This window comes from Ochrobactrum sp. S1502_03 (assembly GCF_044435015.1).
In the GTDB taxonomy this organism is placed as follows: domain Bacteria; phylum Pseudomonadota; class Alphaproteobacteria; order Rhizobiales; family Rhizobiaceae; genus Brucella; species Brucella chromiisoli.
Genome location: NZ_JAYEXN010000042.1, coordinates 1 through 26,672, shown reverse-complemented (window position 1 = coordinate 26,672; position 26,672 = coordinate 1). Strand labels below are relative to the sequence as shown.

The following is a 26,672-nucleotide window of genomic DNA, read 5'->3' as shown; positions in this document are numbered from 1 at the left end:
CATCAAAAGGCCGGAGACATGACTGCACCCGACCCGCTCTGCTCAATCATCAAGGAATAGACACTTGCCAGACGGGCGCCATCCAGACATTACGGTGCCTTGAATCAAGCTTCGATCAATACGTCAACCAATTCTTCCACGATGCCTAGTATCCAGAATCTATTTCAATCTTCCAGCATGTAGTTATTTTCGAGTTTATAATTATGGATGAATTATTACTTAAAATATAAATTAAGCTTATCTTTTAATAAATCCTTTCTTATTTTTCCTGTGCCACTCACCGGTAAACAGTCAGTAATATGTACCTCTGGTACTTTATAATTAGCGATCTGTTCTTTGCACCAATCTATAAGTTCATCTTCCAAAGTGAGGTTGCTAGAAGGCTTTAGTTGAACGATAGCGACAGGAACCTGCCCTTTCTTCTCATCTGGACGTGGCACGACAGCAACTGCAAAAACAGCTGGGTGCGCAGCTATAATGGCCTCTATCTCTGCAGGAGCGAGGCTCATACCGTTAACTTTGATAAGATCTTTCTTTCGACCAAGATAATGGATGAAACCATTTGCATCGATTAGTCCGATATCGCCCGAATGCAGCCATCCATCCCGGAGAACAGACGCGGTTGCTTGATCAGCATTGAGATAGCCGTTAAAGATGGAGGGAGAACGACAACAGATTTCCCCTTCACTTCCCAATGGTAATATTTCGCCAGTTTCAAAATCGCAGATTTTGAAATCCGTACCTGGGGACGGCACGCCGACAAACGTTGAGCGTGATTGAAGGTCAAAATCTTCGTGCTGAAAGCCGATCGTTACTGTGTTAGCGGTGTGGGTCTCGGTCATGCCCCAAGCCGATTCGCAAAGCACAGTCTGCGGATAGTGCTCCATCCATTGATGGCGGATATCAGTATCGAGTTTTTTAACGAAAGACACGCAACGAATGAGCCGGAGAGAAGATAAATCAAACTCACCAAAACGAGGATGATTCATCACTTCAAGAAGATTATCAACTAGCATCGTTGTCGCTCCGACACGCTGTTTGGATACCGCCATCATGAAGGCTAGTGCATCCCAACGCGACAGCAAAACTAGCGTTGTCCCGGAAAATATCTGATAAACAAGGCCATGATTTTGCCCGGCAATCCAGAATTGCGGAAAAAAATTCAGTGTTGCTTCTGAAAAACTTTCATCCTGGAGGTGATTGGCCGCAGCCGTATAGAGCATATGCGCCTGCGTATGTAGGCACCCTTTCGGACTGGACGTCGTACCACTTGTATAGTTAATCGAAGCAATGGCATCGGGTTCTAACGTATACTTCTCTACCTCCTCACCATTCAATGTGACACCGGCAATAGCTTCGAAGAAATCGATTGCTTCGCCCTGTGACGCTTCTTCGGCAAGCAGCATAGGTGGTAATGGTATCTCCGCGGCATCCGGCAGGGCATCGGAGATACGTGTCCTGAAAAACACAGACAGACTGGTGTTTTCGCAGGCATCGACAATAGGCATTAATGATTGCAGTGCGATGATCGCCTTGGCACCGCTATCCCTCAATTGATGTTCCAACTCTGCCCTTTTCGCCAATGGACTCATCGGGCAATGAACAGCACCCAGACGAAGAATAGCGAGAAATGCCACAGTGAACTGAGGGCAGTTCGGCATGAAAAGCGCAACACGATCACCTGTTTTTATTCCCTGAATATGCAGCACCTTCGCAAAGCGCTCGCTCAGATCAAACAGGTCCGTATAAGTGAAACTTCGTCCGTAAAACCAGATAGCTGTTTGCTCCGGTTTCAGCCGTGCCCATTCAGCTACTCGTTGCGGCAGATTCAATCCAGGCATTGGATCTTGTGGTGTATCCCGAAGCTGTTCTGGCCAGTTCTTGCGCCATAAAGCATGAAGCTCTGCCAGATAGACCTCTTCAGGCCCCATGCTCCGATCATCATAGAAAGAAGCCGCCTCGCTGCCCTGCCTCATGGTTTCAATATCTCTTTCCGCGGATTAACAATACCGATACATATCCAGCTTTCAGGCACATGCGGACCGTTTCACGGTCAGGGATTGAATATGCTTCATCCCCAGTCGATCCAAATAGTTGGCATGACTGTCGAATGCATACACATGCTCATCAAACCATGGCCGCACCGTCAAAGCCTGTCGGCACGCCATATTATATTCAGCCAAGGCATCTTCGTCGGCTTGATAGCGGCCTTCACAGGCGCTCGGCAGCGCACCATAGGGTGCCTCTACAACCCAATCGACAGCTTCACCAGGCAAGACAACGTTCCACGGCGCGCTTGCAATTGACTGAGGGCTGACGATCTGTTCGACGCTAACGATCACGCATTTAGCGGCGCGAGCCAAAACAAGATCGCGGGCAAAAGTGGATTGATATTCCATATCCATCTGAACATTGCCGTATATATCGGCAGTATGAGCATGAATAATTGCAATATCGGGATCAAGCCGTCGAACGGCCAAGGCCCCAGCCCCGCCGAAAACGTCTTCTATCATCGCGACAGTGTCGTTTACTAGTTTCACAGCCTCTGGCTTTACCAGCGCATATGGTAAATCCGCAGCGGCTGCTTCAAACCGGGCAAAGGCTGCAGCCTCGCCGATTGGCTTCGACACCACACAAACGCCATGCGAAATATCGACCGACACAGGTGCATCCAATGTTGCGACACAGCCGGAACGGACAAGCATGTCGAAATCGACGCTATATCGATAACCGCAAAGGTGCAGCCCCTTTTTGCGCTGCCGAATGATTTCGCGCACCAGAGCCATGGGGTGGCGAGCAGTTTCACTCCCACCCAATGCCAGAGTTGCACCGTCACTCACCATTGCAGCCGCCTGCTTCAAGCTCGCATACTTCATTTCGGTTTTTGTCATGAGTCAGGCCTGAAAATCTTTGACATACATGCCGGTAGGATCAATTTTCTTTTTCAAAAGCTCAATCTGAACAGGTGTCGGCGGTATTACAGGTTTCGTCCCGCTATAAGTTTCCAACTTGAACCCTATGGCATCCTGCACATGCTCGGCTTCGATGCCGGGAAAAGTTTCTTCCAGCCGCATCCGCTTTGTATCGGTATCGAAACCAAGAATACCGAGATCGGTAATGACCTTTACTGGTCCCGCTCCGGGCAATCCAGCGGCTTCCCGAGCACCTGGTCCATTGAGGAAGCCTGGCGTCGTTAGATAGTTCAGTTTCTCGACAAAACGTTTACGATCAGCGCGAGCAATAATGACGAAACGTTTTGCCATGGAAGCAATATCGTTTGCGCCGCCGGAGCCGGGCAGCCGAACATTCGGCTTGCGGTAGTCACCGATAACTGTTGAATTGAGATTGCCATAGGCATCTATCTCAGCAGTTCCGAGAAAGCCTATATCGATCTTGCCCTGCTGTAGCAAAGATAGTGCATAAAATGTACCGGCCACCTTGGTTGAACCATAGATGAGCTTATAATCGCCAACACCTGAGGCAAGCTCTATCGGTGAGGGGTCGATAATACCGGATTCAAAAACCAGATTGACTGAAGGCGCATGAGTTGCTTTGGCAAGATAGGCTGCAACCATCGGCAAGCCGGTACCGATAAAAGCCGTTTCACCATCCCTAATTTCCCTCGAAGCGGCAACTGTCATCAATATGTCACGACTGCCTGTCATATTGCCACCTCTTTCGGTATAGTGTATTTATAGCCAAGGTGCGGATCGGTGCGCAGTGCGAGCAGTCGTAATACACCATGCGCGTCCAGATAATCCCAATGACATTCTATGCTATGCACCCACTTGTCGAGCCACAGACAGGTCGTGTCATGATTGCGCGATGCTTCGTAATATTCAGCCAGCGCGGCCCCATCATATTCATAATAGCCATACACCCCCAGCGGAAACGCGCCATAAGGAAGTTGAACCAACTTGTCGACCATCATGCCGGGTATCAATGTCGCCTGCGGGTTGCGCCGGATTTCATCGGTCGAAACAATTTCCTCCACGGTGACGATAACCATGGCTGCTGCGCGGACCTGCTCTTCAATGACAGACGTCGTGCCGTAAAGTTCAACATTGCCGAGTTCATCGGCGCGCGCCGCATGAATAACGGCAACGTCCGGTTTCAAGGGGGAAATCAGGCTGAGCGTTTCTCCATTAAAGGGAGACTGAAACATCTGCGCCTTGTCGGACGGATTTTCAAAGCCTCGGACATTCATGATGTCGGTACCGGCCTGCGAGCGCATTGGCATGAAAGGCAGTCCCAGTCCAGCTGCCATAAAACGCATAACCATGCCGAAATGGCTGTGATCTTCCGCCTCTATTGTTCCGTTTTCTATACCTTCAGAAAAACGGCGGCAGCGCCCAAATCCTTCAAACATGAAATTCGAGAAATATGCGCGGCGCAGCATGCCTGCCGCAGCCAGCCATTCTGCCACCCAGCACTCCGCCACGCCCATGATCGTCAAATCTTTGACACCCGTGCGCATCAGGGTCCTGATAAAACCCATTGGTTGATGGGAATGAGCAAAGCCTCCGGCCGTGATCGACATACCATCTTGGACGAAGGAAACCGCCTCTTCAAGAGAAACCAGCTTTGATTGCACCATAAGATTAAGCCGCCTCAAAGAGATGTTCACGTGCTCCCGTGATCAGCGAGACGATATCGTCGCCGGAGACCGAAGCAGTACGGACATCTCCCACCTTCCTGCCTCTGCGCAGCACAATCACGCGATCACTCATTTCTTTGGCCATCGGCATACTGTGAGTGATCAGGATGATCGCCACGCCATTGCTTTGCAATTGCCGCACGGCTTCCATCGCTTTCTCTGTTTCCTGCACGCCAAGCGCTGCGGTCGGCTCGTCGAGCATGACAAGTGCGCTTTTCCACAATCTGCTACGAGCAATGGAAACGGCCTGCCTTTGGCCACCGCTCAAGCCGGTTACATTCTGGTCTGGCGAAGGAACATTGATCGAGAGACCCGCCAGCGCGTGCTTCGCCTTTTCGCGCATACGACCGCGTGCCAGAAAGGAGAAAGGGCCCCACCCGACCACTTCTTCGCGGCCAAGAAAGATATTTTCGGCAACTGTCAAATTGTTGCATAGCCCCAGATCCTGATAGACTGTTTCTATACCGTGGCTGCGCGCAATATCAGGCGAAGCAAGCTCGACCGGCCTGCCCTCAAGCTCAATAGCCCCGGAAGTTGGGCGAATGACACCAGATAACAGTTTCACAAGGGTGCTCTTGCCTGCACCATTGTCACCGACAAGTGCAATCGTCTCACCGGGCCGCATCGTAAAGCTCACATCCTGTAGCGCCTGTACCGCACCATAGGCCTTGCTCAGGTCGCTCACCTGTAACAGGAATTCGGTCGTCATATCACACTCTCCTCCACCAAAGCACCGGCCGAAAAAACAAACACGCTTTCCGATAAAAACATTGCGTCAATTCAATAAGTTATAGCATTACTTGCTGACTAACTGACGCGCAACGTCCCGACAAGCGTATCGCCTCTCGACAAACCCAGATTCCCGCCTCACTTTGCAGTGTCCTCGAGCGACCATCAGGGGAAAATAAAAACGTTTCTGGAAAACGTTTCTTTATTTTGATATAGCCTTCAGGCAGATGATGTCAATACAATTATCACCCAAGGCGCAGATCGGGGACGGAATGGCAGAGCGAAGAAAAGTTACCATCAAGGACGTCGCGAAAGCATCGGGGCTCGCGCTATCGACAGTCTCCAATGCATTATCCGGCAAACAATATGTCAAGGACGAAACCCGCGAGCTTGTCAATGAAACGGCCCGCAGGCTGGGCTATCGCGCATCGGCTGTTGCAAGAGCGCTTCGCATGCAACGCAGTTTTACCATCGGCGTATTGATTGCCGATGTCGCAAACCCTTCCTCCGCCGATTTTGTGCGCGGGGTAGAAGACATCGCCCTGCGTGAGAAATGCACCATGCTCCTATGCAATACAGACGAGGACGAGGAGCGCCAGATCGTTCAGATGCAGGCATTATTCGACCATCAGGTCGATGGCATGGTGCTGATTTCGCAGCACTGTGATACGCCGCGCATTCGTGCGTTGCTCGAGCATGGCACACCTTACGTTCTGGTCCAGCGTAGAAGCGAAAAATGGAAAGACGACTATGTCGGCTCCGACAATCACGGCGGTCTGGCTGAAGCCATACGCTATGCCCATTCACTCGGGCATCGCCGTGTCGGCTTCGTGACCGGACCGCTGGAATCCAGCTCTGCGCGTGAGCGACTGGAAACATTCAAGCAGGAAAGTGCCCGACTGAAACTGTCGCAGTCCAAATCGATGATTTTTGAGGGGCGATATACTTTTGACAGCGGCCTTGAAGCAGGCCGCTATTTCACATCAATGAAAAACCGGCCAACCTGCGTTCTCGCCAGCAGCGATATGAATGCTCTCGGTTTTATGCAATCGGCACTGGAGCAGGGCCTTCAAATACCCAGTGACATCTCCGTTATCGGTCTCGACGATGTCACCCTTGCTGGCCTGAAATTAATAAATCTCACGACAATCCAGTTGCAAAAAAGGGATATGGGAGCTGCGGCAGCAGAATTATTGATGAAGCGTATCAGGCAACCATCCAGAACTGCCAAACAAATTATCCTCCCTACCCACCTCGTCGTTCGCGGCACCACAGCAGCACCAGCCTTGCAGAGCGTTACCAACGACAAGAAATAGTCGGCAAAAAAAATCTGCCCCATTGACAGCCAGAGCAAGCTGTGTTTTTTATCGAAACGTTTTCGGAAAACGTTTCTTCATTAAAGAAAAGCCGACAGGTTTTTCATCAGGAAGGTCCACACACCGCAAACAGGAACACCATATTTCAATGATCAAAGGGAGGAGTTGATCGTGAAAAAGATGATTACCGGGCTTGTCGTCATGACAGCCATCACGATGACCACACTACCGTCCAGAGCTGCGGAAGAAACTGTCATCGGCGCGATAATCTATGCGCGGGACTCCCAGTTCTGGCAGCAGATCGAGCGCGGGATGAACGATGCGGCCAAAAAATACAATGTCAAGCTTCAGGTAGGCCAAAACCGGCGGCAACTGCCGACGGAAGCACAGGTTATCGAAGATTTCGTGACACGCGGCGTCAAAGCGATCGTGATGCCGCCGCTTGATGTTAATGCGTCGCAGGCCGCAGCCAAGCGAGCCGCTGACCGTGGTGTCGTCATCGTCGACTTCGATACCGCCCTTGCAGACAAATCAATTGCCAAGCACACGATCGGTGTCGACAGTTTCAAAATGACGGCTGACCTCGGAACGGAGATGGTCAAACAGCTTTCCGCGCTCAATGAAGGAAAGAATACAGTTGGCCTGATTACCCTCCCCCCCACCAACCCCAATATGATGCCGCGCAAAAGCGGATTGCTGTCCACGCTGAAGGGCGATGGCATCACGATCGGCAGTGAAGTTGCAGCAGCAACGCCTGAACTGGGTGCCAACGGATACGAAAATATTCTGCAACGCAACCCCAAGACTTCAGCTGTCTGGGCGTCCAATTCAGGTTCGATGGCAGGGGCAGCCCAGGCCGCAAAGCGGCAGAATTCCAGCGTTCGCCTCTATGGCGTCGATATGAGCCAGGAACTGGCCGACGACATGCTTGATCCTGCTGGCAAAGTCTATGCTATCGCCGACCAGCAACCCTATCAGGTGGGATATTCCGTCGTCGAGACGGCAGCCAAAAATCTACAGGGTGAAAACATTCCCCGTAACGTTGAACTCGCAAGCAAAATCTACACCCGGGACAATCCCGAAGAGATCAGGAAATATCTCGACCTCGTAAAAACGCTCGCGAACAACTGACGGCCCAAGGCCTATTTCCGATCTTGCGGCCATTCGTTCCAGAGAGGTTACCATGACCAATAGTGCTGGTTTAAACACCGGTTTGCAGGCGCATAGCCCGCGCAAAATCAACCTTTCAAGCTGGCGTGCCGAAATCGGCGTCGCAGCCGCTTTGGCAGTGATGATTATATTCTTCAGTTTTAACGCCCCCAACTTTCTGACGGGTGAGAACTGGGCCACGCTGTTGCAGCAGACATCCGTCATCGCAATTATTGCCATCGGCATGACCTTTGTCATTATCGCCGGCGAAATCGACCTGTCGGTCGGTGCGCAGGTCGGGCTTTCCGGCACATTGTTCGCCATGTTGGTTGTCAATTACGGCTTCTCGTTACCGATTGCATTTCTGATCGTCCTTGTTGAAGCAGCGGCAGTTGGAGCTTTTACCGGCACATTGCGGGTTATCTGGGGAATCCCGACTTTCATTACCACACTCGGACTTTTATCCGGTCTTCGCGGCATCGCATTCTACATCAGCGACGGCCTGACAATTGGCCCCCTTCCCTCATCCTTCGGCAACCTCTGGTACGCGACCTTCCTTGGTCTGTCCTTCCCAGTCTGGATCACGATCCTTGCCATCCTCCTCGGCTGGTTTGTCCTTTCACAGCACCGCTTCGGCCAGCATGTCTATGCCGTTGGCGGCAATACCGACACCGCAGCACGTTATGGGGTCAAGGTCGGCAGGCTGCGCATCAGCGTCATGGTTATGATCCAGGTTCTGGCAGCAATGAGTGGCGTGTTGCTCGTATCGCGACTGAATTCGGGCACGCCAACCGTCGGCGAACTGATGGAGCTTGATGTCATTGCAGCCGTTATCGTCGGCGGCACGGTTTTATCCGGTGGCGTCGGACGCATCATAGGTACCGTCATTGGCGTTCTGTTCGTTGCGGTTTTGCGTAACGGCATGGTGCTGAACGGGCTCGACCCGGTCGTCTTTCTCATCGCACAGGGCTTCGTGATCATACTCGCCGTCTGGTGGAGTATGCTCCGCAAGCGTCAGGCTTAAAAAGGGTTGATGACATGCCAACACCTACATCCAAACTGAAATCACTTGAACAGGCCGCCGAGCTGGTACCTGATGGTGCGCGGGTCGCTTTTGGAGGCTTTGCGGTCTACCAGAAGCCGATGGGATTTATCCGCGAGCTTGTCCGTCAGGGCCGCAAAAACCTGACGGTCGTCGGTTCCGCGCAATCCTATGATGTCGATCTTCTCGCAGCTGGCGGATGCCTCGCCTATGTCGAAACCTCCTATGTCGGCCTCGAAAAATACGGCCTTGCCCGTCATTACCGCAAGGCCGTGGAAAATGGCACGATCAAGGTTATCGATTATCCGGAAATGGTGAGCTGGGACCGGTTTCGCGCAAGCCAAGAAGGCCTTGCCTTCTGGCCGGTGCCGTTTCTCGGTGGCAACGACATTGTCAAATATAATGACGCCATCAAGCCATTCCCCTGCCCAATCACCGAGCGTCCCATGCACGCGGTCCCTGCTGCGGATGTGGATGTCGTCGTTATCCACGCTTTAGCTGCGGACGAGCGCGGCAACGTGGTTTTCCCGGCGCGCCGCCTTCTGCCACAGAGCAATGATGTGCTGATGGGACGTTCGGCGGACAAAGTCGTCGTAACGGTCGAAAAAATTGTCTCCAATGCCTTCATCCGCAAGCACTCAAGGCTCGTCGAACTTCCATCCTACAAAATCAGTGCGGTCGTGGAACTCCCCTATGGCGCACACCCCACCCCTGCACTCGGAGCCTATCACGCCGATGAAAAACACTATGCGGACTATGTGGCGGCATCCGAAAGCGCGGAAGCCACGGCAGCCTATCTTAGAAAATTCGTGCAGATCTCCGGTGGCAATGACGCCTATCTGCAAACCATCGGCGCAGCCCAGCTTGCCCGTCTTAAGGACATGGACAGCCTGCTATGACCAAGCCAACCCTTTTTGAAACGCTCGCTGCTGTTCTAGCAAAAGACTTCAACAATGCCGAGGTCGGCTTTACTGGCCTTTTGACAGGCAAGGCTGCGGCCATGTTCGGCACAGCAATTCCTATCGTCGCCATGGAACTGGCGCGTCGCACGCACGCACCCGATCTTACCCTGCTTCTGGCCGGATGCTATCACAACCCGGATTTCAGCCAGCTCGATGCCATGCCCGATTCCGAGCATGATGCCGTGCTCCGCGATCTCTCTGCCGAAGCGCAGACTTACGATTACCCCGGACAATGGGCTTTGAAACGCGGTGATATCAGCTTCGGCTTTTCCAGCGCGGTGCAGGTGGATGTCGTAGGCAATATCAACAGCGTCTGCGTTGGCCCTTACGAAAAACCCAAAGTCCGGCTTGTCGGCCCCATTCTTCAGCCCGAGCATATGACCCTTTTCCGGCGTGAATATATCATGATGCCCCATCACGAACGCCGCAACTTCGTGGAAAAGGTTGACTTCATTTCCGGTGTCGGCTTTCCCGGCGGGGAAGCAGGGCGGAAAAAACTCGGCCTCGACTGGGGCGGTCCTGCACTCGTTGTAACCCCGAAATGCATTTTCGATTTCGACCGTGAAGCGGGGCGGATACGCGTCAAGTCCATCCACGAAGGCGTCACCCACGACGAATTGCGCGATGCGACCGGTTTCGACATCGGTGACCTCGATCAAGTCCCCATAACGCCTCAACCGAGCGCGGATGAGCTTCACATCATCAGAGACGAGATCGACCCCCGACAAATTCTCTTTGCACCGCGCTGAATAAGCACGTGCAACCCCGACGCAGCGGCCAACCGCTGATTGACTAACGGAGTTCATTATGGACGATACATCAACCACGACTAAATCTCAGCTCACTGCCGGATCAAATGCCACCGGCGCGCATGTCTTTGCCGCCGCCCTCAAACGCCATGGCGTCGAGGTCATCTTCGGTCAGGCCATCCCGGCAGCACTTTTCCTTGCAACCCCCCATTATGGTATCCGCCAGATCGGCTATCGGACCGAAAATGCAGGTTCGGTCATGGCCGACGCCTATGCCCGCATGTCCCATAAGGTGCCGGTCGTTACCGCACAGAACGGACCTGCCGCCACGCTTCTCGTCGCCGGTCTTGCAGAAGCGATGAAGGCATCCGTTCCGGTGGTCGCCATCGTTCAGGATGTCGCTCGCCCCTTTACCGACAAAAACGCATTTCAGGAACTCGACCATCTCGACCTGTTCAAGGGCGTTGCCAAATGGATCAAGCGCGTCGCCGATGTCGACCGCATTGACGATTATGTCGATGCGGCCTTCACCGCTGCCGCATCAGGCCGTCCGGGCCCAGCAGTGCTGATTGCGCCCATCGATATGTTCATGGACAAACCTTCGGTTCAGGATGCGCCGCGCAATGCTTCGCTTGGTCACTTCCCGCTTGATCGTTGCGGCCCTGATCCACAGCAGGTCGCCAAGGCAGCCGAGCTGCTGGCGAAGGCCAAGCGCCCGCTCATCATTGCCGGTGGTGGCGTTCATATTTCCGATGCGGCGCAGGAGCTTGCTACCCTGCAAGAGATGTCCGGCATTCCTGTTGCAACCACGGTCATGGGCAAGGGTGGTGTCGATGAAACGCACCCGCTCAGTGTCGGCGTGGTTGGCTATTTCATGGCAGAACGCAGCCGCAGCAAACATCTGAAACATCTCGTCACCGACGCCGATGTTATTCTCCTGGTCGGCAATCGCACCAATCAGAACGGCACTGACAGCTGGCAGCTCTATCCCGAAAATGCGACCTATATTCACCTTGATGTCGATTCCAGCGAGGTGGGACGCAATTATGAGGCGGTTCGCCTTGTCGGCGATGCAAAGCTTGGCCTGAGCGCACTCAAACAGGCCCTCGAACAGACGGATTTGACACTGCGCCGAGAAGGCCGTGCTAAGCTGGAACAGACGATTGCCGAAGCCCTCGCTAAGGGCCGGAAAGACGGAGAAGCTGTTTCAGCATCCAGTCAAAGCCCGCTTCGCCCCGAACGGTTGATGAGCGATCTCGACAGTATCCTGACACCGGATATGATTGTTGTTTCCGATGCCAGCTATTCCTCGATATGGATTGCCAATTTCCTGACAAGCCGCAAAGCCGGCCAGCGTTTCATCACGCCGCGCGGTCTTGCCGGACTTGGCTGGGGTCTGCCCTTCGCCATTGGTGCCAAGGCTGCCAATCCGAAGGCTCCGGTTTTCGCTCTGGTGGGCGACGGCGGCTTCGCTCATGTCTGGTCCGAACTGGAAACAGCCCGCCGCATGAACTTGCCGGTGGTCGTCGCAGTGCTCAATAACGAAATTCTCGGTTATGAAAAACACGCCGAAAAAGTCATTTTCGGTGAATATTCCGATGCCTGCGATTTCACCCCTGTCGATCATGCGGCGATTGCCCGTGCCGCCGGTTGTGATGGCATTCGCATCGACAAGGCGGATGATTTTCTGCCTGCGCTCAAGGCAGCACTTGCCTCTGGCAAAACAACCGTACTGGATGTTGTGACCGACCAGCTCGCCTATCCGCCAATCACCATGTTCAATGACGATCCGGCCTTGAGCTACTAAGGGGGAAGAGCAGATGAAAAAGCTGATCAACCACCCGCAGGACTTTGTCGATGAAATGCTTGATGGTCTTGTGGCGGCACATGCGTCCCTGACCCGCGATGGTGAAAACGGTCGCGTCATCCGTCGCACCCAAGCGTCAGACGCCAAGGTGGGCGTTGTATCAGGCGGCGGATCCGGCCATTTACCGCTCTTCACCGGCTATGTCGGGCATGGACTGCTGGATAGCTGCTCGATCGGCAATGTCTTTGAAGGCCCAACCGTCGGCTCCTGCATGGACGCCATCAAGCTCGCCGATCGCGGTCAAGGCGTGCTGCGCCTTTACGGCAATTACGGTGGCGATCGAATGAATTTCGATATGGCGGGCGAATTGCTCGAAGACGACATTCGCACAACCACTGTGCTGGGGACCGACGACATCGCCAGCGCGGGACCGGACGAGCGCAGCAAACGCCGCGGCGTTGCCGGTATCATCTATGCCTATAAGGCAGCCGGTGCCGCAGCCGAAGCACGTGGTGATCTCCATACAGTCACCGCAATCGCCCAGCGAACCGTCGATATGACACGCACAATCGGCGTGGCCCTCTCCCCATGCCAGGTTCCGGGTGCCGACCGCCCTTCATTCCTTCTAGGAGAAGACGAGATTGAAATGGGAATGGGCATTCATGGCGAACCAGGCATCTGGCGTGACAGGCTGAAACCTGCCAACACCATTATTGACGAGATGATCGAGCGACTGCTCGCCGACAAGCCGCAAGGAGCGGGATCGAATGTGTCGATCCTCGTCAACAGTCTTGGTGCAACACCGCTCGAAGAACTGTTTATTCTCTATCGCCGGGCCGCGCACAAGCTTGGCGAAGCCGGCATTCAGATCATCAAGCCACTGGTCGGTCATTTCGCCACATCAATGGAGATGGCGGGCGTGTCCGTCAGCCTGTGCTTTGCCGACAGCGAAATCCAAACGCTGCTCAGTGCCCCCGCCTCCTGCCCTTTCTGGACGGTGCGGCCATGACAGTGACGAAAACGACCCTCGCATCCTGTGCCACGGCGGTCCATCAAGCGATGGGCAATCTTGAGCAAACATTAAATGCCGCCGATGCCAGGCTGGGTGATGGGGATACCGGCACAATGCTGGCCCGTCTGTTTGCCTCTCTGGCACAGACCAATCTTGAGCAGACAGAAGATATCGGCATGGCGTTTTCCACCCTTGCAAAAGCTGCTGCCGTTTCGACAGGTTCCAGCCTCGGCACACTGGTGGCAACGGCTCTGCTGACTATCGGCAAGGAAACCAAAGGTAGGGATAGCCTTGAAGATGCCGATATGCCCATCCTTCTCAACAAGGCGATGGACGCGATGATGGCGCGGGGCAAGGCCGTACTCGGTGACAAGACAATCCTGGATTCGCTCGATGCCATCATAAAAAACCTCACCACAGAACCGACCCTCAGGGCAGCGGCAGAGGGGGCCGAACAGGCGCTGGATAATTTTCGCGCCAAGCCAAACCGCATCGGTCGGGCGCGCATGTTCGGCGATAAGACCATCGGCATTGATGACCCCGGTATGCTCGCTGTTGCAATGCTTTCGCGTCATCTGGCGCAAAACCATGCAGCCAACTGAGCATCAGGCCATGATTTTTGGGAGGAACCCATGACTATGAATAAAGATAAATCTGAATTATGGCGCGACCTGACCGATCCGAGGCGCGCTGTGGGTCTGGATGATTTGGAAGCGGGCCTCAAGGAGCCTGTCTTTGAAAATCTCGAAATTCCCGAAGAATTCGGGCCGGTTTCGATTATCATCGATGATCACAAGATAAAGCGTTTTTCCTTCACGCAGGATGACTATAACCCCTGGTATTTGCAAGCTGGTCCCGACGGGGGCGCGCGTATTGGGCAGGCCTGCCTGCTTGGCAATGATCTGGTGCAGCTCTTCACACTGAAATATCGCGGCAGCCGAACTGTCGGCTTTCATACAGAAGAACAGATGTGGTTCGACAGCCCCGTCAGGATCGGTGAAAAAGTTACCATGAAGGGCGCCTATATAGAATCCTATATCCGGCGCGGTCAGGGCTATGTCATCATGGAAGCGCAGGCAACCGGCGAGGATGGCCGCAGTATCGTCCGCCATCGTGGGGTGGAAATCCTGCACACGATTCCGGGAGCCATTGGCGGACGTGCGAGCGATACGCCGGTGCGTGCCGTGACGGGGGAACTGCCGCAAAATCCGAACTATATCCACCGCATCGATGCAAACACAAAGATTGGTGACGTGCTTTCACCGCTGGACAAGGTCATCACGGCGGAACAGACGGCGGTATTCTCCCGCATCGGCGAATATGTGAAGAACACCCATAGCGACATTGAGATCGCCCGCAAGGGCCAGCTGCCGGTCCCCATCGTGCAGGGCCAGCAACAGGCCGGGGTATTCGGAGAACTGATGGTGCGCGCCTTCGGACCAAGCTGGTTCACCGATGGCTGGTTCCAGCTGAAATTCATCGCACCCTTGCAGGTTTTCGATCCAATCTCACTGACCGGAAAAGTCGCAGCAATCACGCAAGAATCGGACGGGAAAACCAAGATCGAACTGGAAGTCTGGAGCCGTCGCGCATCCGATGATCGGATGACCGTCGTCGGCTGGGCATCCTGCAAGCTGGCTCTTTGAGACACCAGCCATGAACACAAGAACCTGTTGATGCTCCATATCTAGCACACAAATCGGCAAAGCAGGCAATTTCGAGGAGGATTGGCTACCATGTCCAATGCAGATTCCAGTCGCAAGACTGCACCGTCACTGCAATCACCACGTTTTAGCGCCAAGAGTCTCGGACTCATATTATTGAATTACAGTCATGTGATCACCTTCATCATTCTGGTGATCGCAGCCAGTATCGCGTCTCCTGATTTCCTGAATACGACCAACATCCTCAATGTTGTTCGCGGTGCAAGCATGGTCGGCGTTGTCGCCATCGGCATGACGGTCGTCATCCTCTGTCGCGGCATTGATCTGTCGGCGGGATCGCTTGTAGGGGTTGCGGCGATAACGGCTGCGGCACTGGCCGGTAATGGCTCCCCCGTCGCATGGATTGGCGCGCTTGTCCTGACAACGATGCTGGGTGTGTTCAACGGACTGATCATCACCAAACTCAAGCTACAGCCCTTCATTGCCACGCTTGCCATGATGATTTTCGCCAGAGGGTCTATCTATCTTTTCTCAGATGGCGGCGACATCTATGCACAAGGAGCGGATAGCGCATTCCGCTGGCTGGGGTCGGGATATATCTTCGGCATTCCCGTGCCCGTTGTTATATTTCTCGCGCTGTGGCTCATGCTGGCCTATGTCATGAAACACACGCGCTGGGGCCGTCACGTCTATGCCGTGGGGGCCAATGAGGAAGCTGCGCGCGTTTATGGCATTTCCGTCGATCGCATCAAGATACAGGTCTATGCACTTTCCGGCCTGCTGGCCGGTATTGCAGGACTTATTCTCGTCAGCCGCGTCAGCGTTGCAGACCCCAATGCTGGCAATCTGTTTGAACTTGATGCCATCGCGGCAACGCTGATCGGTGGAACATCCTTTGATGGCGGCGTCGGTGGTGTTTCCGGCACCATACTGGGCGTGCTGATCCTGGCCATCATTACCAATCTGCTCAATCTGCTTGGCGTTTCTGCTTTCGTGCAAATGCTGGCCATGGGCGTCATTATCGTTGTCGCCGTTGTCATCAGCGATCAGAGAAATCGCCTGCGATAAGGTTGCATTTAATCCAGTCCAGAGGAGGGGACTGATAATGACAAAAATAAAACTGCCTGCTGATACCTTACCGATCAACCGTCGCAAGATACTCAAACTTGGCCTTGGCGCGACTGCGCTTGGCCTGATCGGCACCCCATACGTGATCACCAGCGCAAGGGCGGAGCAACCGCTTGCCGGTAAAAAGATCGGCTTTTCGCAATCTTATGCAACCGATGAGTGGCTGAAGACCCAGCGTCAGGACCTGCTGGCACAGGCAGCAAAACACGGCATGCAGGTTTCGGTTACCGATGCGCGGGAAAACCCGGCACAGGAAATCCGCAATCTTGAGGACCTTGCCGTCCGCCGTGTGGATGCTGTCGTAATGATCACCTATTATGCCGAAGCGGTCCAGCCCGGCGTTGAGGCATTAAACGATGCTGGAATACCCGTCATCGTCATGAGTTCGGCGCTTGCACAGAACAATGAGTTCTCCGCGCATCTTGCCGCCGATACGTTTGGTACGGCCCGTCAAGCGGGCGAATATTATGTCAAAGCGCTCAATGGAAGCGGCAAGGTCGCCCAGATCGAAGGGCGTCCCGGTTCGCTCGTCAATCAGGCTCGCGGGAATGGCTGGCACGACATCATCGACAAGCAGGATGGCATTGAAGTCGTCGCACGCGGTATCGCCAATTACAGCCGGACAGAAGCGCTGGTCATGATGCAGGACTTCCTGCAAGCCAACAAACAAATCGATGCCGTCTATTGCCACAATGACAACATGGCCAAAGGTGCGCTTCAGGCAATCGAAGAGGCCGGGCGCGCCAAGGAAATGTGGCTGACAGGCTTTGACGCCATCGCTGTCGAAACCTTCGAGATGATCGCAGCCGATCGGCTGAAGGGATCTTTCCTTTATCCGACATTTGGCGCTGAGGCCATTGAGGTTGTCGCCGCAATTCTTGAGCAAAAGGACGTCAAGAAAGAGATCGTCTTCAAATCTCCGATGGTGACCAAGGAAAACCTGTCCCAGTTCTTCGACGCTTCAAAGAAGGAACGCATCGTTCCGCCTGTGGACATGAAAGCGCTTGGTCTCTGACCAGTCCTGGCAGGAAGCGTCAATCGCTTCCTGCATATTCAAGATCTTCTGGAGGATTACGGCATGACCGTACAAGAGTTGGCGCAAACGAATGCGTCTTCACCTATGACCGACCGGCCATTCCTGTCCATTCGCGGCCTGACGAAGCAGTATGGTGGGCATGTTGCCAACAGTAACATCGATCTCGATATCTATCCGCATGAGGTGATGGCGCTTGTCGGTGATAATGGCGCGGGCAAGTCGACCTTCATAAAAATGATATCCGGCGTCATCCCCCCGACAGCAGGGACAATCACCGTTGCAGGCCACCCCATTGAAATGACCAGCCCGGCTATGGCACGCGAAGCCGGTATCGAAACCCTGCACCAGAATCTGTCCCTCGTCGATGTCTTCACTCCTCAGGAAAACATTTTCATGGGGCGGGAATTACAACACTGGGCATTGGGTGCCTTCCCTTACCTTGATCACGCCGAGATGCGCCGCCAGACAATCGCGCTGTTTGAGGAACTGGGGCTTAAAACGCCCGATCTGAACAAGATGGTGCGTGCGCTCTCCGGCGGCCAGCGGCAGGCAATCGGCATCGCGCGACTGCTGCTGGATCGCAATGTCAGGCTGATCATCATGGACGAGCCGATGGCGGCCTTGGGCGTTGAGGAGTCGCGGCTGGTTCTCGAACTGATCGAACGACTCCGTGACAAAGGATATGCCGTTTTCATCATCAGCCATAATCTTGAGCACGTCTTCCAGATCGCCGACCGCATCGCAGTGCTTAAAACCGGCCGCATGGTCGGCGTCGTGCGTCGTTCGGAAGTGGAACATGATGAACTGGTTTCCATGATCGTGGGCGGGCGCATGCCGTCACGGCACAACCCTTTATGAAACGGATGTGATCGCATGAAATGCAAACTGACAACACTGCCACAGGCAGTTTCCCGCATTTCGTCGGGATCGACGATTGCAATCGGCGGTTCGCTGCTTCGGCGGCAGCCGATGGCACTCATCCATGAAATGATCCGGCAGGGCGTGAGCGATCTCACACTCCTGACCTGGGCCACCACGCTTGCAACCGACATGCTTGCAGCAGCAGGCTCCATTCGTCGCTGGGAAGGTATTTATTCCGGATTTTTCCGGCATGGTCTTGCCCCGAATTTCCGCCGCGCGGTCGAGTCGGGCACGATCGAAACACATGATTATTCCGAATCCGCCTTTGTCGCGCGTTTTCGGGCAGCAGCTATGGGGGTGAGTTTTCTTCCCTCCAAAGCATTGTTGGGAACTGGCATGCCGGGCAAAAGCCCGGATGAAATCAAGCCCATCAACTGCCCCTTCACGGGAGATCAATATCTTGCTCTCAAGGCAGCCGAGACGGATTTTACGCTCTTGCACGGCTATAGCGCCGACGAATACGGCAATGTCCAATGGCCGGTTGTACGCGACAGCGACGACATCGATCAGATGATGGCATCGGCCTCCAAACGTCTCATCGTCACCGTTGAAAAAATCATCCCGCACGCACAGGTCCGCGAACGCCCGGCTCTGACCTATATTCCTCACACTCTGGTCGAAGCTGTTATCGAAGTTCCCTATGGAGCTCATCCGACCGCTACGGACGGTTTCTATGACGAAGATGAGGCTTCGCTGAAAGCTTATCTGAAAGCGGCGCGGCAGCCGGACGGCACGGTCCAATATATCCGCGATTATGTTCTCGATGTGCAAGACCGGGCTGGCTACAGCGCAAAATTCGGTTCATTTGCCGCTTTTGACGTTGCAAGGGAGGGATGAACCATGGCGGCTTATGATTATACGACCGAAGAACTAATGATTTCAACGATTGCGGCCGAGCTGAGGGACGACGAATTAGGCTTCGTTGGTTTGGGCACTGCCGCACGGGCTTTCACGCTCGCAGTCGGCATACCGATCGCGGCCGCGCGCCTTGCGCAGCTCAAACATGCTCCGGGCTTTTCCATCTACTGGGGAAACCTGCTGACACCAGCACTCGATCGCATCCCGGAAGCATTGCTGCAGGATGCCTATACACGCTGGCCAGCCGCCGCCTCGCCTGCCGATGTCGGTTACAAGATCGATATGGTCACACGCGGGCGGTTCGATGTGTCGTTCGAATCCGCACCACAGGTCGATCAATATGGAAACCTCAACATCACCGAAATCGGTGGAAGCCAGCCCCCAAAGACCCGTTTGGTCGGCTGTCTCGCACAGACGGAGCATCTGGCATTCATCAAGCGACCCATCATCGTAACCGACCTGACGAAACGCGCTTTCGTGCCGAAGGTGGATTTCATCACCAGTCTTGGTTTTCTAGACGGCGGTGAAAGCCGCGCAGAACTCCGCCTTCCTGGCCCCGGGCCAAACCTTTGCGTGACCGACAAAGCCATTTTTGATTTTCACCCTGTCACCAAAAAAATGCGTCTTCGCTCGATTCATCCGGGCATCACCCTTGAGGAGATACTGGACTCGATGAGCTTTGAGCCGGTGATTGAAGGTACCCCCGGGGAAACGGCTATCCCTGACAAAGACGACATCCGCCTCATCCGCGAGGTGATCGATCCTCATGGCACACTCTTCTCGGCAAGGAACTGAACAGAATGACTGCTCCCCTGCAAGGCCTCAAGGTGCTTGACCTGACCCGTTTTATTGCCGGTCCCCACTGCGGTATGATCTTAGGCGACATGGGTGCCGATGTCATCAAGATCGAGAAAAAAGGCTTTGGCGACGATAGTCGTCACTTCCCCCTATTCCATAACGGGGAGAGCCTTTATTATCTGGCGCTCAACCGCAACAAACGTTCGATTACACTGAATTTTCGTGAACCGCGCGCGCAGGAAACTCTCCGCGAGATGGTCGCCAAGGCTGATATATTGCTTGAAAATTTTCGCCCCGGCACAATGGAACAGATGGGCTGCGGCTGGGATGTGTTGCGTGAAATAAATCCCCGGCTGATCATGACCCGCCTGTCTGGTTTCGGTCAGGATGGTCCCTATAGTCAACGTCCAGGCTTTGACGGCATCGCGCAGGCCATGAGTGGGCTGATGGGACTGACGGGTTCCCCTGATGGCCAGCCCTATCTCGCAGGGACATTTTACATCGACTATATCAGTGCCCTGTATGGCATCACGGCAACGCTCGGTGCCCTCAATGCCCGTCATTCAACCGGTAAGGGTCAGATGATTGATGTCGCCTTGCTCGATAGCGCGGTTTCTCTTTTGACAACAGCCATACCGACCCAGATGAACAAGGGAATTACGCTTGAGCGGACAGGCAACCGCGACCGCTATTCTTCTCCCGGCAATGTGTTCCGCACCGGGTCCTACGATTATATCCTGCTGTTGTCCGGCACCAATCCGCTGTTCCGTCGCCTCGCAGAGTTGATGGAAAAACCGGAACTGATTCAAGATCCACGCTTCATAAGCGTCGACAAGCGCCTGGAAAACACGCTCGCCATTGAGGCGATCATACAGGAATGGATTGGCGCACGCACCACTGAAGAAGCCCTTGCCGCAATTCAGGGGGCTGGCATTCCTTGCACAAAAGTCGCAACAATCGACGAAGTCGTCGCCAATCCGCAATTGCTGCATCGCCAGCAGATCGTGGAAATCGAGCATCCCACTGTTGGTAAAGTCAATACCGCAGGCGTCACAATGAAACTCTCCGACACACCCCTGACTATCCGCCGCCCTCCTCCAACTCTCGGACAGCATACAGCAGAGGTCCTCAACGAATGGCTGGGTAAGAATGAAAGCGAAATTGCTAGACTAATAAATGACGGTATTGTATAAAAACAGTTCTATAGTAAGCGGTCAGCCGATGACGTTAAACTTGGAGCTCCAAGACATAAGGTCTTCGATTTCGATTGTAGGCCAGCCTTTGGGTTCAATCGAAATTCAGGGTTCACTTTTGTCGAGGAGTGTGATTCATGGGTTTCCAGATTCATTGATCTGGAGGGCACCGTTACTTTAACCTGAGCAAGTTCGTAATTTGTCTATGGTGCTGAAATTATGCAGTTTTCATGCAAGCGATTTCACGCCACATATTTGTAGCGGTCTGACGCAGCTCGCGATGGTTTGCTGAGGTGAGAAGGTTGCGGGGAAAATGGTGCAGATTGTAAATTGGGTCGTGAATGGATGCGAAGCGTTGCACATGTCGCGCTGACTTAAAGCGCTTCATGACACGCTCTCGTCGTCGGATGGGCTGGTGCGAATTCTCAGCGCGGTTGTTCAAGCCTTTGTGCTGACGATGCTCGCAAACACTCATTCCCAGTTGTCGTTTGGCCGCTCCATAAGGTCTCAGCTTATCGCTGACCATTACACGGGCCGAACAGCCCTGGCCACGCAGAAGTTTACGCATGAACCGCTTGGCAGCCTTGGTATTGCGGCGCTTCTGAACAAGAACATCCAGTACAAAACCATCCTGATCAACCGCGCGCCACAGAAAGGGCTTCTCACCCTTGATCGTGATGACCATTTCATCCAAGTGCCATTTATCACCAAGGCGTGGTGTGCGACGACGGATCGTATTGGCGTATTCACGTCCAAACTTCTCCGCCCATCCGTGCACCGCCTTGTAGGTAACAATGATCCCACGGTAAGCCAGCATATCTTCGACCATGCGAAAGCTGAGTGGAAAGCGATAATACAGCCACACCGCCTCGGCGATGATCTCAGCAGGGAAACGATGGCGGCGTTAAAGAGAGGCACGAGATTCAATCATGGCCCAGTTTCGCAGCTTATGCTTGCGCCGAAGTTAAGGTAACGGTGCCGGTTTTAAGCCTGTGGCGCATGCTGATCTTGGATGATTAACTGCATCAAAAGCTTTTTGCTGTAATGATAAGCGATGATTACGAGCGGATTGCAAAAAAGATTTACGACTGTCTTCTTGCTCTTGGTGATGTTGGTGCAATTCGGCGCCGCATCAGCCAGCGCAGCGGATTCTTCCTCTATCCGCAGTTCCTGCTGGGCGTCTGGAAGCCGGTTGGAAGATGTGGTTGCGACAGCTCAAGATGGGGAACGATGGTCCTGCGGCGGTCGAAAGTTCTCTATCGATGCCGAGCGCGTGCTGCTTCGCTTCGATATTACTCCCGACCGCATCCCTCCCCGATATATACTCTCAAGGCGGAGCGCTCTTGAAGCGGTGCATCTGCTCGTAATCAATCGAGATGGTGTGGTCAGGCAAACTTCCGTTCCCGCCGTGGACTTGCTTAGTTCAATGGCTGGCGGCTACTTCAAGGTTTCCCTGCCGGACGTGACCCGCGAGACCCAGCATGTGGTCGTCGCATTTGACATGCCAAGCCACAGGATGACCCTCGAGAGGGCATATCTTGCTCCGACAGACACAGTCGGCGGCATGAGCAGTCCACGATTCCTCCTGATTCTGGCGGGGCTTGTGGGCATGCTTGTCATGCCCTTGATCTTTAACGCAGCATTCTATCGGGTCTTGCGTGAACCATTCGTTCTATGGCATTCAGCGCTTACATTCTCGCTACTGATGACCATTCTGGTTTCTTCCGGCCTGTCGGTCGTGCTTTTTGACCCTCCAGCTATGACGTTAAGCTGGATGACGACATTGATTTTCGGAATGACGGTCGCATCCGCTGCTATGTTCACTCACAGCTTTATCGAGCCCGGGTTGATGCATCCGCTTCTGCGACGCCTGCTCCCCTATTGCGCGATATGGGCGATGTTTCTGAGCACGTTTCATGCGGCTCTACCCTTTGTTGCACGCTCCATACAGGCGACCGCATACACGGCAGCGTTCACACCGGTCCTTGCTGTCTTCATATTGTCAATGATCGATGCATTGCGTCGCGGAAGCCGCGCGGCGCGGTTTCAAGCTATTGGCTACACGCCAATCGTCCTGGTTGGATTGATCCGTTTGGTGTCGGGGCTGGTTCCCGGTTTGCACAGCATCGACGCCATGCTCCTGTTCTACCTCGGTTGCATGTGTGAAGTCCTTTTTACGACTCTTGGCGTGGCGGACCGTTTCGTGATCATGAAGCGTGAGCGAGATCGCGCCCGCACCGAAGCGGAGTTGCTTGAACGATTGTCCGAAACAGGCCCATTGACGGGTTTGCTCAATCGAAGGGCTATTGAACGGCAGTTCGAGCAGCTTCGCAGTGAAGGTTTCGCCGCACTTGCTGTCATTGACATCGACCATTTCAAGGCGATCAACGATCAAAAAGGTCACGGGGTTGGAGATGAGGTGCTCAAGGCTATTGCCAGTGCGCTCCAAGCCGGCCCGAGCGTGCGGGCATATCGCCTTGGCGGTGAAGAGTTCGTGCTTCTCTTGCGCGGCGCCGACGCTGGTAGCCAGGCCGAGCTTCGGCGTCAGGCGGTTCCAGCAATTGTCGCTCATAGAGTCTCAGGTCTCGAACGACCAGTAACTGCCAGCATGGGAGTGACCGATCTTGTTGGCAATGAAAGTTTTGCGACATTTTATGAACGTGCTGACAAGCTGCTTTACGAAGCCAAGAGCGCGGGACGGAATCGGACCTGCAGCGTAATCCAGGCGACGCCGACGTTAAACGTTCTGCAAGGTGAAGGAACGATGGTCGCGTAGAACATCTCCTTCCGCCATACCGGAATCCTCGGCACCGTTACCTTAACTTCGGCGCAAGCATAAGCTGTCAATCAGCATCCAAACGGGGGTCTGACTCATTCTCGATGATGTTTTGGGTTCTATTAGCTTGGTTTCTGAAGGAGAATCAGTGCCATTCGAGCCCAGTTTCGACTTTCCGATCTGATCCCTGCCGAGTTGACCGTGGAGGCTGTACATCAAAGATCCGATGCAATCGTCGTTTCGGCATATGGTCAGTCGCGCGATTGCCGATGCCCCGAATGCGGTACGACCTCCCGTCGTGTTCATAGTCGCTATCTTCGGATAATTTGCGATCTGCCGTGTGCAGGCCGGAGGATCGAACAGCATCTGACCGTCCGACGCTTCGTCTGTAGTGCCAACCAATGCCGCCGAAAGATTTTCGCGGAACGTTTCGGTGACAACATAGTCCGACCTCTGGCACGCCGGACAGCACGCCTGGACAACTTGGTGCACCATCTGGCTTTGGCATTGGGTGGTCGCCCAGCGGCACGGTTCGCAAATCGTCTCGGGTTTCCGGTTAGCAACGACACGCTGCTTCGAACCGTTCGCCGGTATGATCGGCCGCCTCCACCACCGCCGAGTGTTATCGGCATCGATGACTGGGCGTGGCGTCGCAATCACCAATATGGCACAATCATTTGCGACCTTGAGCGGCGAAAAACAATTGCCTTGCTCCCCGACCGGGAAGCGGCGACTGCCAAGGCCTGGCTAATCCAGCAGCCGCAGATCGAGATCGTCGCACGGGATCGCGGTGGCGGCTATGCGCAGGCTACTTCACAAGCCCTGCCACATGCGGATCAAGTCGCCGACCGCTGGCATCTGATGGAAAATGCCAGCCACGCCTTTCTCGACGCCGTGCGCAAGTCGATGCGACAGGTCCGCATGGCAGTCGGCACAGCAACCGTAAATCCCAAGCTTCTGACTGCTGCCGAGCGGCTACAATACGAGGGATATCTGCGACGCGAAGAGGCAAACTCTGTCATTCGTGGGCTCGTCGACGAAGGCGTGCCTATCAAGGAAATTGTACGCAGAACCGGACATAGCCGAAAGCTGGTTCGCAGCGTTGTTCGTGGTCAACGAACCGACATCTTCCGGGTCCGGCACACTTCGCTCGAACCACACCTGCCGTGGCTTGAAGCGCAATGGGATGCCGGATCACGAAACGGCGCTGAACTCTGGCGGCAGCTTCGCTTGGCCGGGTTTGGTGGCAGTCTTCGTGTCGTTACAGAATGGGCGACACGACGAAGGCGAGCCGAAAAAGTCGAAAACGGGCTCGGCCACGCGCCGGCAGCACGCACCATCGTCCGCCTGATGACACTTGAACGCAACAAATTGACCAAGGCTCAAGCGATGACGGTTGCTGCAATCGAGGAGCGATTACCGGACCTTGTCGAGGCTAGAGATATCATCGAGAGCTTTCACAACATGCTGCGCAGCAAGTCCAGGGGTGATCTGGAAGCATGGCTCGACCGCGCGGCAAGAAGTCTAGTCGCATCATTCGCCAATGGCATTATCCGCGACAGAGCAGCGGTTCAAAACGCAATAATTTCAATATCGTCGAACGGCCAGACAGAGGGCCAGATCACGAAACTGAAACTCATCAAGCGTCAGATGTACGGCCGCGGGAAACTCGATTTGCTTGAGGCACGTATTGTAGGAGCGCCATGATGTCATCGAGATTGCGTCAGAGCCCAAACGGGACCCCTTATCGGCGTCCAAAAAGGGCTCTGACGCAATCTTGTTGATTGCCTGTCGAGTTCTGCCGTCATTTGACCCATTTTTGCGTCTTAATGTGATCCACATGAATACATTTAGGATCTTGAAATCACAGCAAATTCCTCGCGATGGACTGGGTTACCGCGGAACACAAAGGTGGTTCAATCCATCGCGCAAATCAACAATCAGCGCGACATGTGCAGAAGTTCACGTCGATACACGATCCGATCTATAACCTGCATTACTTTCCCCGCGACCAATTCAACGCCGCTGATCACCGTGCGTTACGACAAACCGCTAACAACATGTGGCGTGAAATCACCTGCCTCAAATCTGCTTAGAAACCGCGTCAAAGACCAAGTTACGTCGGCGCTCACGTTAAAGTAACAGTGCCCGAATGAGATATCCCGCCTCCGAAAAGCTTGAGATCATCCGGCTTGTGGAGCAGTCGCATTTGTCAGCCAGGCAAACTCTCGACAAGCTGGGCATTCCAAGGCCGACCTTCTATCGATGGTATAGTCGGTTCCTTGCCCACGGTGTCGAAGGACTGGAAGAGCGGACGTCCGCAGCTTCGCGGGTGTGGAATCGTATCCCTGACGATATCCGGGATCGCATCATCGCACTGGCGCTCGATCATGCCGACCTGTCACCGCGTGAACTGGCGGTGAAGTTCACTGATACGGAAAGTTATTTTGTATCAGAGGCTTCGGTCTATCGCTTACTCAAGGCTCACGACCTGATCACGTCGCCAGCCTATATTGTCATCAAGGCCAATGACGAGTTCAAGGACAAGACCACGAGGCCGAACGAGATGTGGCAAACCGACTTCACCTACCTGAAGGTCATCGGCTGGGGATGGTTTTACCTATCGACCATCCTCGACGATTATTCCCGTTACATCATCGCCTGGAAGCTGTGCACCAGCATGAAGGTGGATGACGTCACCGATACACTCGATCTTGCATTGGCCGCCTCAGGCTGTGACAAGGTCAAGGTTGAGCACCGGCCGCGTCTGCTGTCGGACAACGTCCTAAGTGCGGAAGAAAATGAGCTTGGCAGACAAAGTTTCTCTGCTCGTCAGCATGCTCACGCTGCATGACGCTCGTCAAGTCACATCGTC

Annotated in this window: 22 protein-coding genes and 2 pseudogenes; 18 read left to right on the top strand and 6 right to left on the bottom strand. The window is 54.2% G+C overall.

The window, feature by feature from the left end; translation table 11 throughout:
- Positions 1–215: 215 nt before the first annotated feature.
- From VBH83_RS17440 to VBH83_RS17420, 5 genes are read right to left on the bottom strand one after another with little or no spacing between them, the layout of a single operon-like run.
- A complete protein-coding gene (locus VBH83_RS17440; protein ID WP_396998843.1) occupies positions 216–1,976 on the bottom strand; it encodes an AMP-binding protein in 1,761 nt (586 codons plus the stop codon).
- A gap of 51 nt (positions 1,977–2,027) precedes the next feature.
- The gene (locus VBH83_RS17435) at positions 2,028–2,891 is read right to left on the bottom strand and encodes a CoA transferase subunit A (RefSeq protein ID WP_396998841.1); all 864 of its coding nucleotides are present in this window, start codon (positions 2,889–2,891) and stop codon (positions 2,028–2,030) included.
- A gap of 3 nt (positions 2,892–2,894) precedes the next feature.
- Positions 2,895–3,665: a CoA-transferase subunit beta gene (locus VBH83_RS17430; protein ID WP_396998839.1), complete on the bottom strand. Its 771-nt coding sequence runs from the start codon at positions 3,663–3,665 to the stop codon at positions 2,895–2,897.
- Complete coding sequence (locus tag VBH83_RS17425) at positions 3,662–4,597, bottom strand: CoA transferase subunit A (protein ID WP_396998837.1); 936 nt, start codon at positions 4,595–4,597, stop codon at positions 3,662–3,664. Before VBH83_RS17425 ends, VBH83_RS17430 begins: the two co-directional genes overlap by 4 nt.
- A gap of 4 nt (positions 4,598–4,601) precedes the next feature.
- A complete protein-coding gene (locus VBH83_RS17420) occupies positions 4,602–5,366 on the bottom strand; it encodes an ATP-binding cassette domain-containing protein (RefSeq protein ID WP_396998835.1) in 765 nt (254 codons plus the stop codon).
- A 292-nt stretch (positions 5,367–5,658) separates the two neighbouring features.
- On the opposite strand from VBH83_RS17420, the gene VBH83_RS17415 reads away from it, so the two are divergent.
- The 15 genes from VBH83_RS17415 to VBH83_RS17345 all read left to right on the top strand — a co-directional run bounded on the left by VBH83_RS17415 (position 5,659) and on the right by VBH83_RS17345 (position 21,021).
- Positions 5,659–6,702, top strand: a complete 1,044-nt coding sequence (locus VBH83_RS17415) for a LacI family DNA-binding transcriptional regulator (protein WP_396998833.1) — start codon at positions 5,659–5,661, stop codon at positions 6,700–6,702.
- Positions 6,703–6,882: 180 nt separating this feature from the next.
- Positions 6,883–7,833, top strand: a complete 951-nt coding sequence (locus VBH83_RS17410; RefSeq protein ID WP_396998849.1) for a sugar ABC transporter substrate-binding protein — start codon at positions 6,883–6,885, stop codon at positions 7,831–7,833.
- 52 nt (positions 7,834–7,885) lie between these two features.
- Entirely contained in the window at positions 7,886–8,875 is a 990-nt protein-coding gene (locus VBH83_RS17405; RefSeq protein ID WP_396998831.1) for an ABC transporter permease, read from the top strand.
- 14 nt (positions 8,876–8,889) lie between these two features.
- The gene (locus tag VBH83_RS17400) at positions 8,890–9,792 is read left to right on the top strand and encodes a CoA transferase subunit A (RefSeq protein ID WP_396998829.1); all 903 of its coding nucleotides are present in this window, start codon (positions 8,890–8,892) and stop codon (positions 9,790–9,792) included.
- A complete protein-coding gene (locus tag VBH83_RS17395) occupies positions 9,789–10,604 on the top strand; it encodes a CoA-transferase (protein WP_396998827.1) in 816 nt (271 codons plus the stop codon). Before VBH83_RS17400 ends, VBH83_RS17395 begins: the two co-directional genes overlap by 4 nt.
- A gap of 58 nt (positions 10,605–10,662) precedes the next feature.
- Positions 10,663–12,411 (top strand): acetolactate synthase catalytic subunit, encoded by a 1,749-nt coding sequence (locus tag VBH83_RS17390; RefSeq protein WP_396998825.1) that lies wholly within the window; start codon positions 10,663–10,665, stop codon positions 12,409–12,411.
- Between the two features lie 13 nt (positions 12,412–12,424).
- Positions 12,425–13,420, top strand: a complete 996-nt coding sequence (locus VBH83_RS17385) for a dihydroxyacetone kinase subunit DhaK (protein WP_396998823.1) — start codon at positions 12,425–12,427, stop codon at positions 13,418–13,420.
- The gene (locus tag VBH83_RS17380; protein WP_396998821.1) at positions 13,417–14,025 is read left to right on the top strand and encodes a dihydroxyacetone kinase subunit L; all 609 of its coding nucleotides are present in this window, start codon (positions 13,417–13,419) and stop codon (positions 14,023–14,025) included. The genes VBH83_RS17385 and VBH83_RS17380 overlap by 4 nt, the downstream gene beginning before the upstream one ends.
- A gap of 30 nt (positions 14,026–14,055) precedes the next feature.
- The gene (locus VBH83_RS17375; RefSeq protein ID WP_396998819.1) at positions 14,056–15,069 is read left to right on the top strand and encodes a hypothetical protein; all 1,014 of its coding nucleotides are present in this window, start codon (positions 14,056–14,058) and stop codon (positions 15,067–15,069) included.
- 90 nt (positions 15,070–15,159) lie between these two features.
- The gene (locus VBH83_RS17370) at positions 15,160–16,155 is read left to right on the top strand and encodes an ABC transporter permease (protein ID WP_396998817.1); all 996 of its coding nucleotides are present in this window, start codon (positions 15,160–15,162) and stop codon (positions 16,153–16,155) included.
- 37 nt (positions 16,156–16,192) lie between these two features.
- Complete coding sequence (locus VBH83_RS17365; protein WP_396998815.1) at positions 16,193–17,230, top strand: substrate-binding domain-containing protein; 1,038 nt, start codon at positions 16,193–16,195, stop codon at positions 17,228–17,230.
- 63 nt (positions 17,231–17,293) lie between these two features.
- Entirely contained in the window at positions 17,294–18,109 is an 816-nt protein-coding gene (locus VBH83_RS17360; RefSeq protein WP_396998813.1) for an ATP-binding cassette domain-containing protein, read from the top strand.
- Between the two features lie 15 nt (positions 18,110–18,124).
- The gene (locus VBH83_RS17355) at positions 18,125–19,009 is read left to right on the top strand and encodes a CoA transferase subunit A (protein ID WP_396998811.1); all 885 of its coding nucleotides are present in this window, start codon (positions 18,125–18,127) and stop codon (positions 19,007–19,009) included.
- Positions 19,010–19,012: 3 nt separating this feature from the next.
- The gene (locus VBH83_RS17350) at positions 19,013–19,825 is read left to right on the top strand and encodes a CoA-transferase (RefSeq protein ID WP_396998809.1); all 813 of its coding nucleotides are present in this window, start codon (positions 19,013–19,015) and stop codon (positions 19,823–19,825) included.
- A 5-nt stretch (positions 19,826–19,830) separates the two neighbouring features.
- On the top strand, positions 19,831–21,021 hold the full coding sequence (locus tag VBH83_RS17345) for a CaiB/BaiF CoA transferase family protein (protein ID WP_396998807.1): 1,191 nt from the start codon (positions 19,831–19,833) through the stop codon (positions 21,019–21,021).
- A gap of 217 nt (positions 21,022–21,238) precedes the next feature.
- Here VBH83_RS17345 and VBH83_RS17340 read toward each other — a convergent pair.
- Positions 21,239–21,925, bottom strand: a pseudogene (locus VBH83_RS17340) (IS6 family transposase); the annotation flags it as partial.
- A gap of 297 nt (positions 21,926–22,222) precedes the next feature.
- On the opposite strand from VBH83_RS17340, the gene VBH83_RS17335 reads away from it, so the two are divergent.
- The 3 genes and pseudogenes from VBH83_RS17335 to VBH83_RS17325 all read left to right on the top strand — a co-directional run.
- Complete coding sequence (locus tag VBH83_RS17335) at positions 22,223–23,797, top strand: diguanylate cyclase (protein WP_396998847.1); 1,575 nt, start codon at positions 22,223–22,225, stop codon at positions 23,795–23,797.
- A 153-nt stretch (positions 23,798–23,950) separates the two neighbouring features.
- Positions 23,951–25,504, top strand: coding sequence for an ISL3 family transposase (locus tag VBH83_RS17330; RefSeq protein ID WP_396998845.1), 1,554 nt, complete (start codon positions 23,951–23,953; stop codon positions 25,502–25,504).
- Between the two features lie 445 nt (positions 25,505–25,949).
- A pseudogene (locus VBH83_RS17325) lies at positions 25,950–26,579 on the top strand (DDE-type integrase/transposase/recombinase); the annotation flags it as partial.
- Positions 26,580–26,672: the final 93 nt, after the last annotated feature.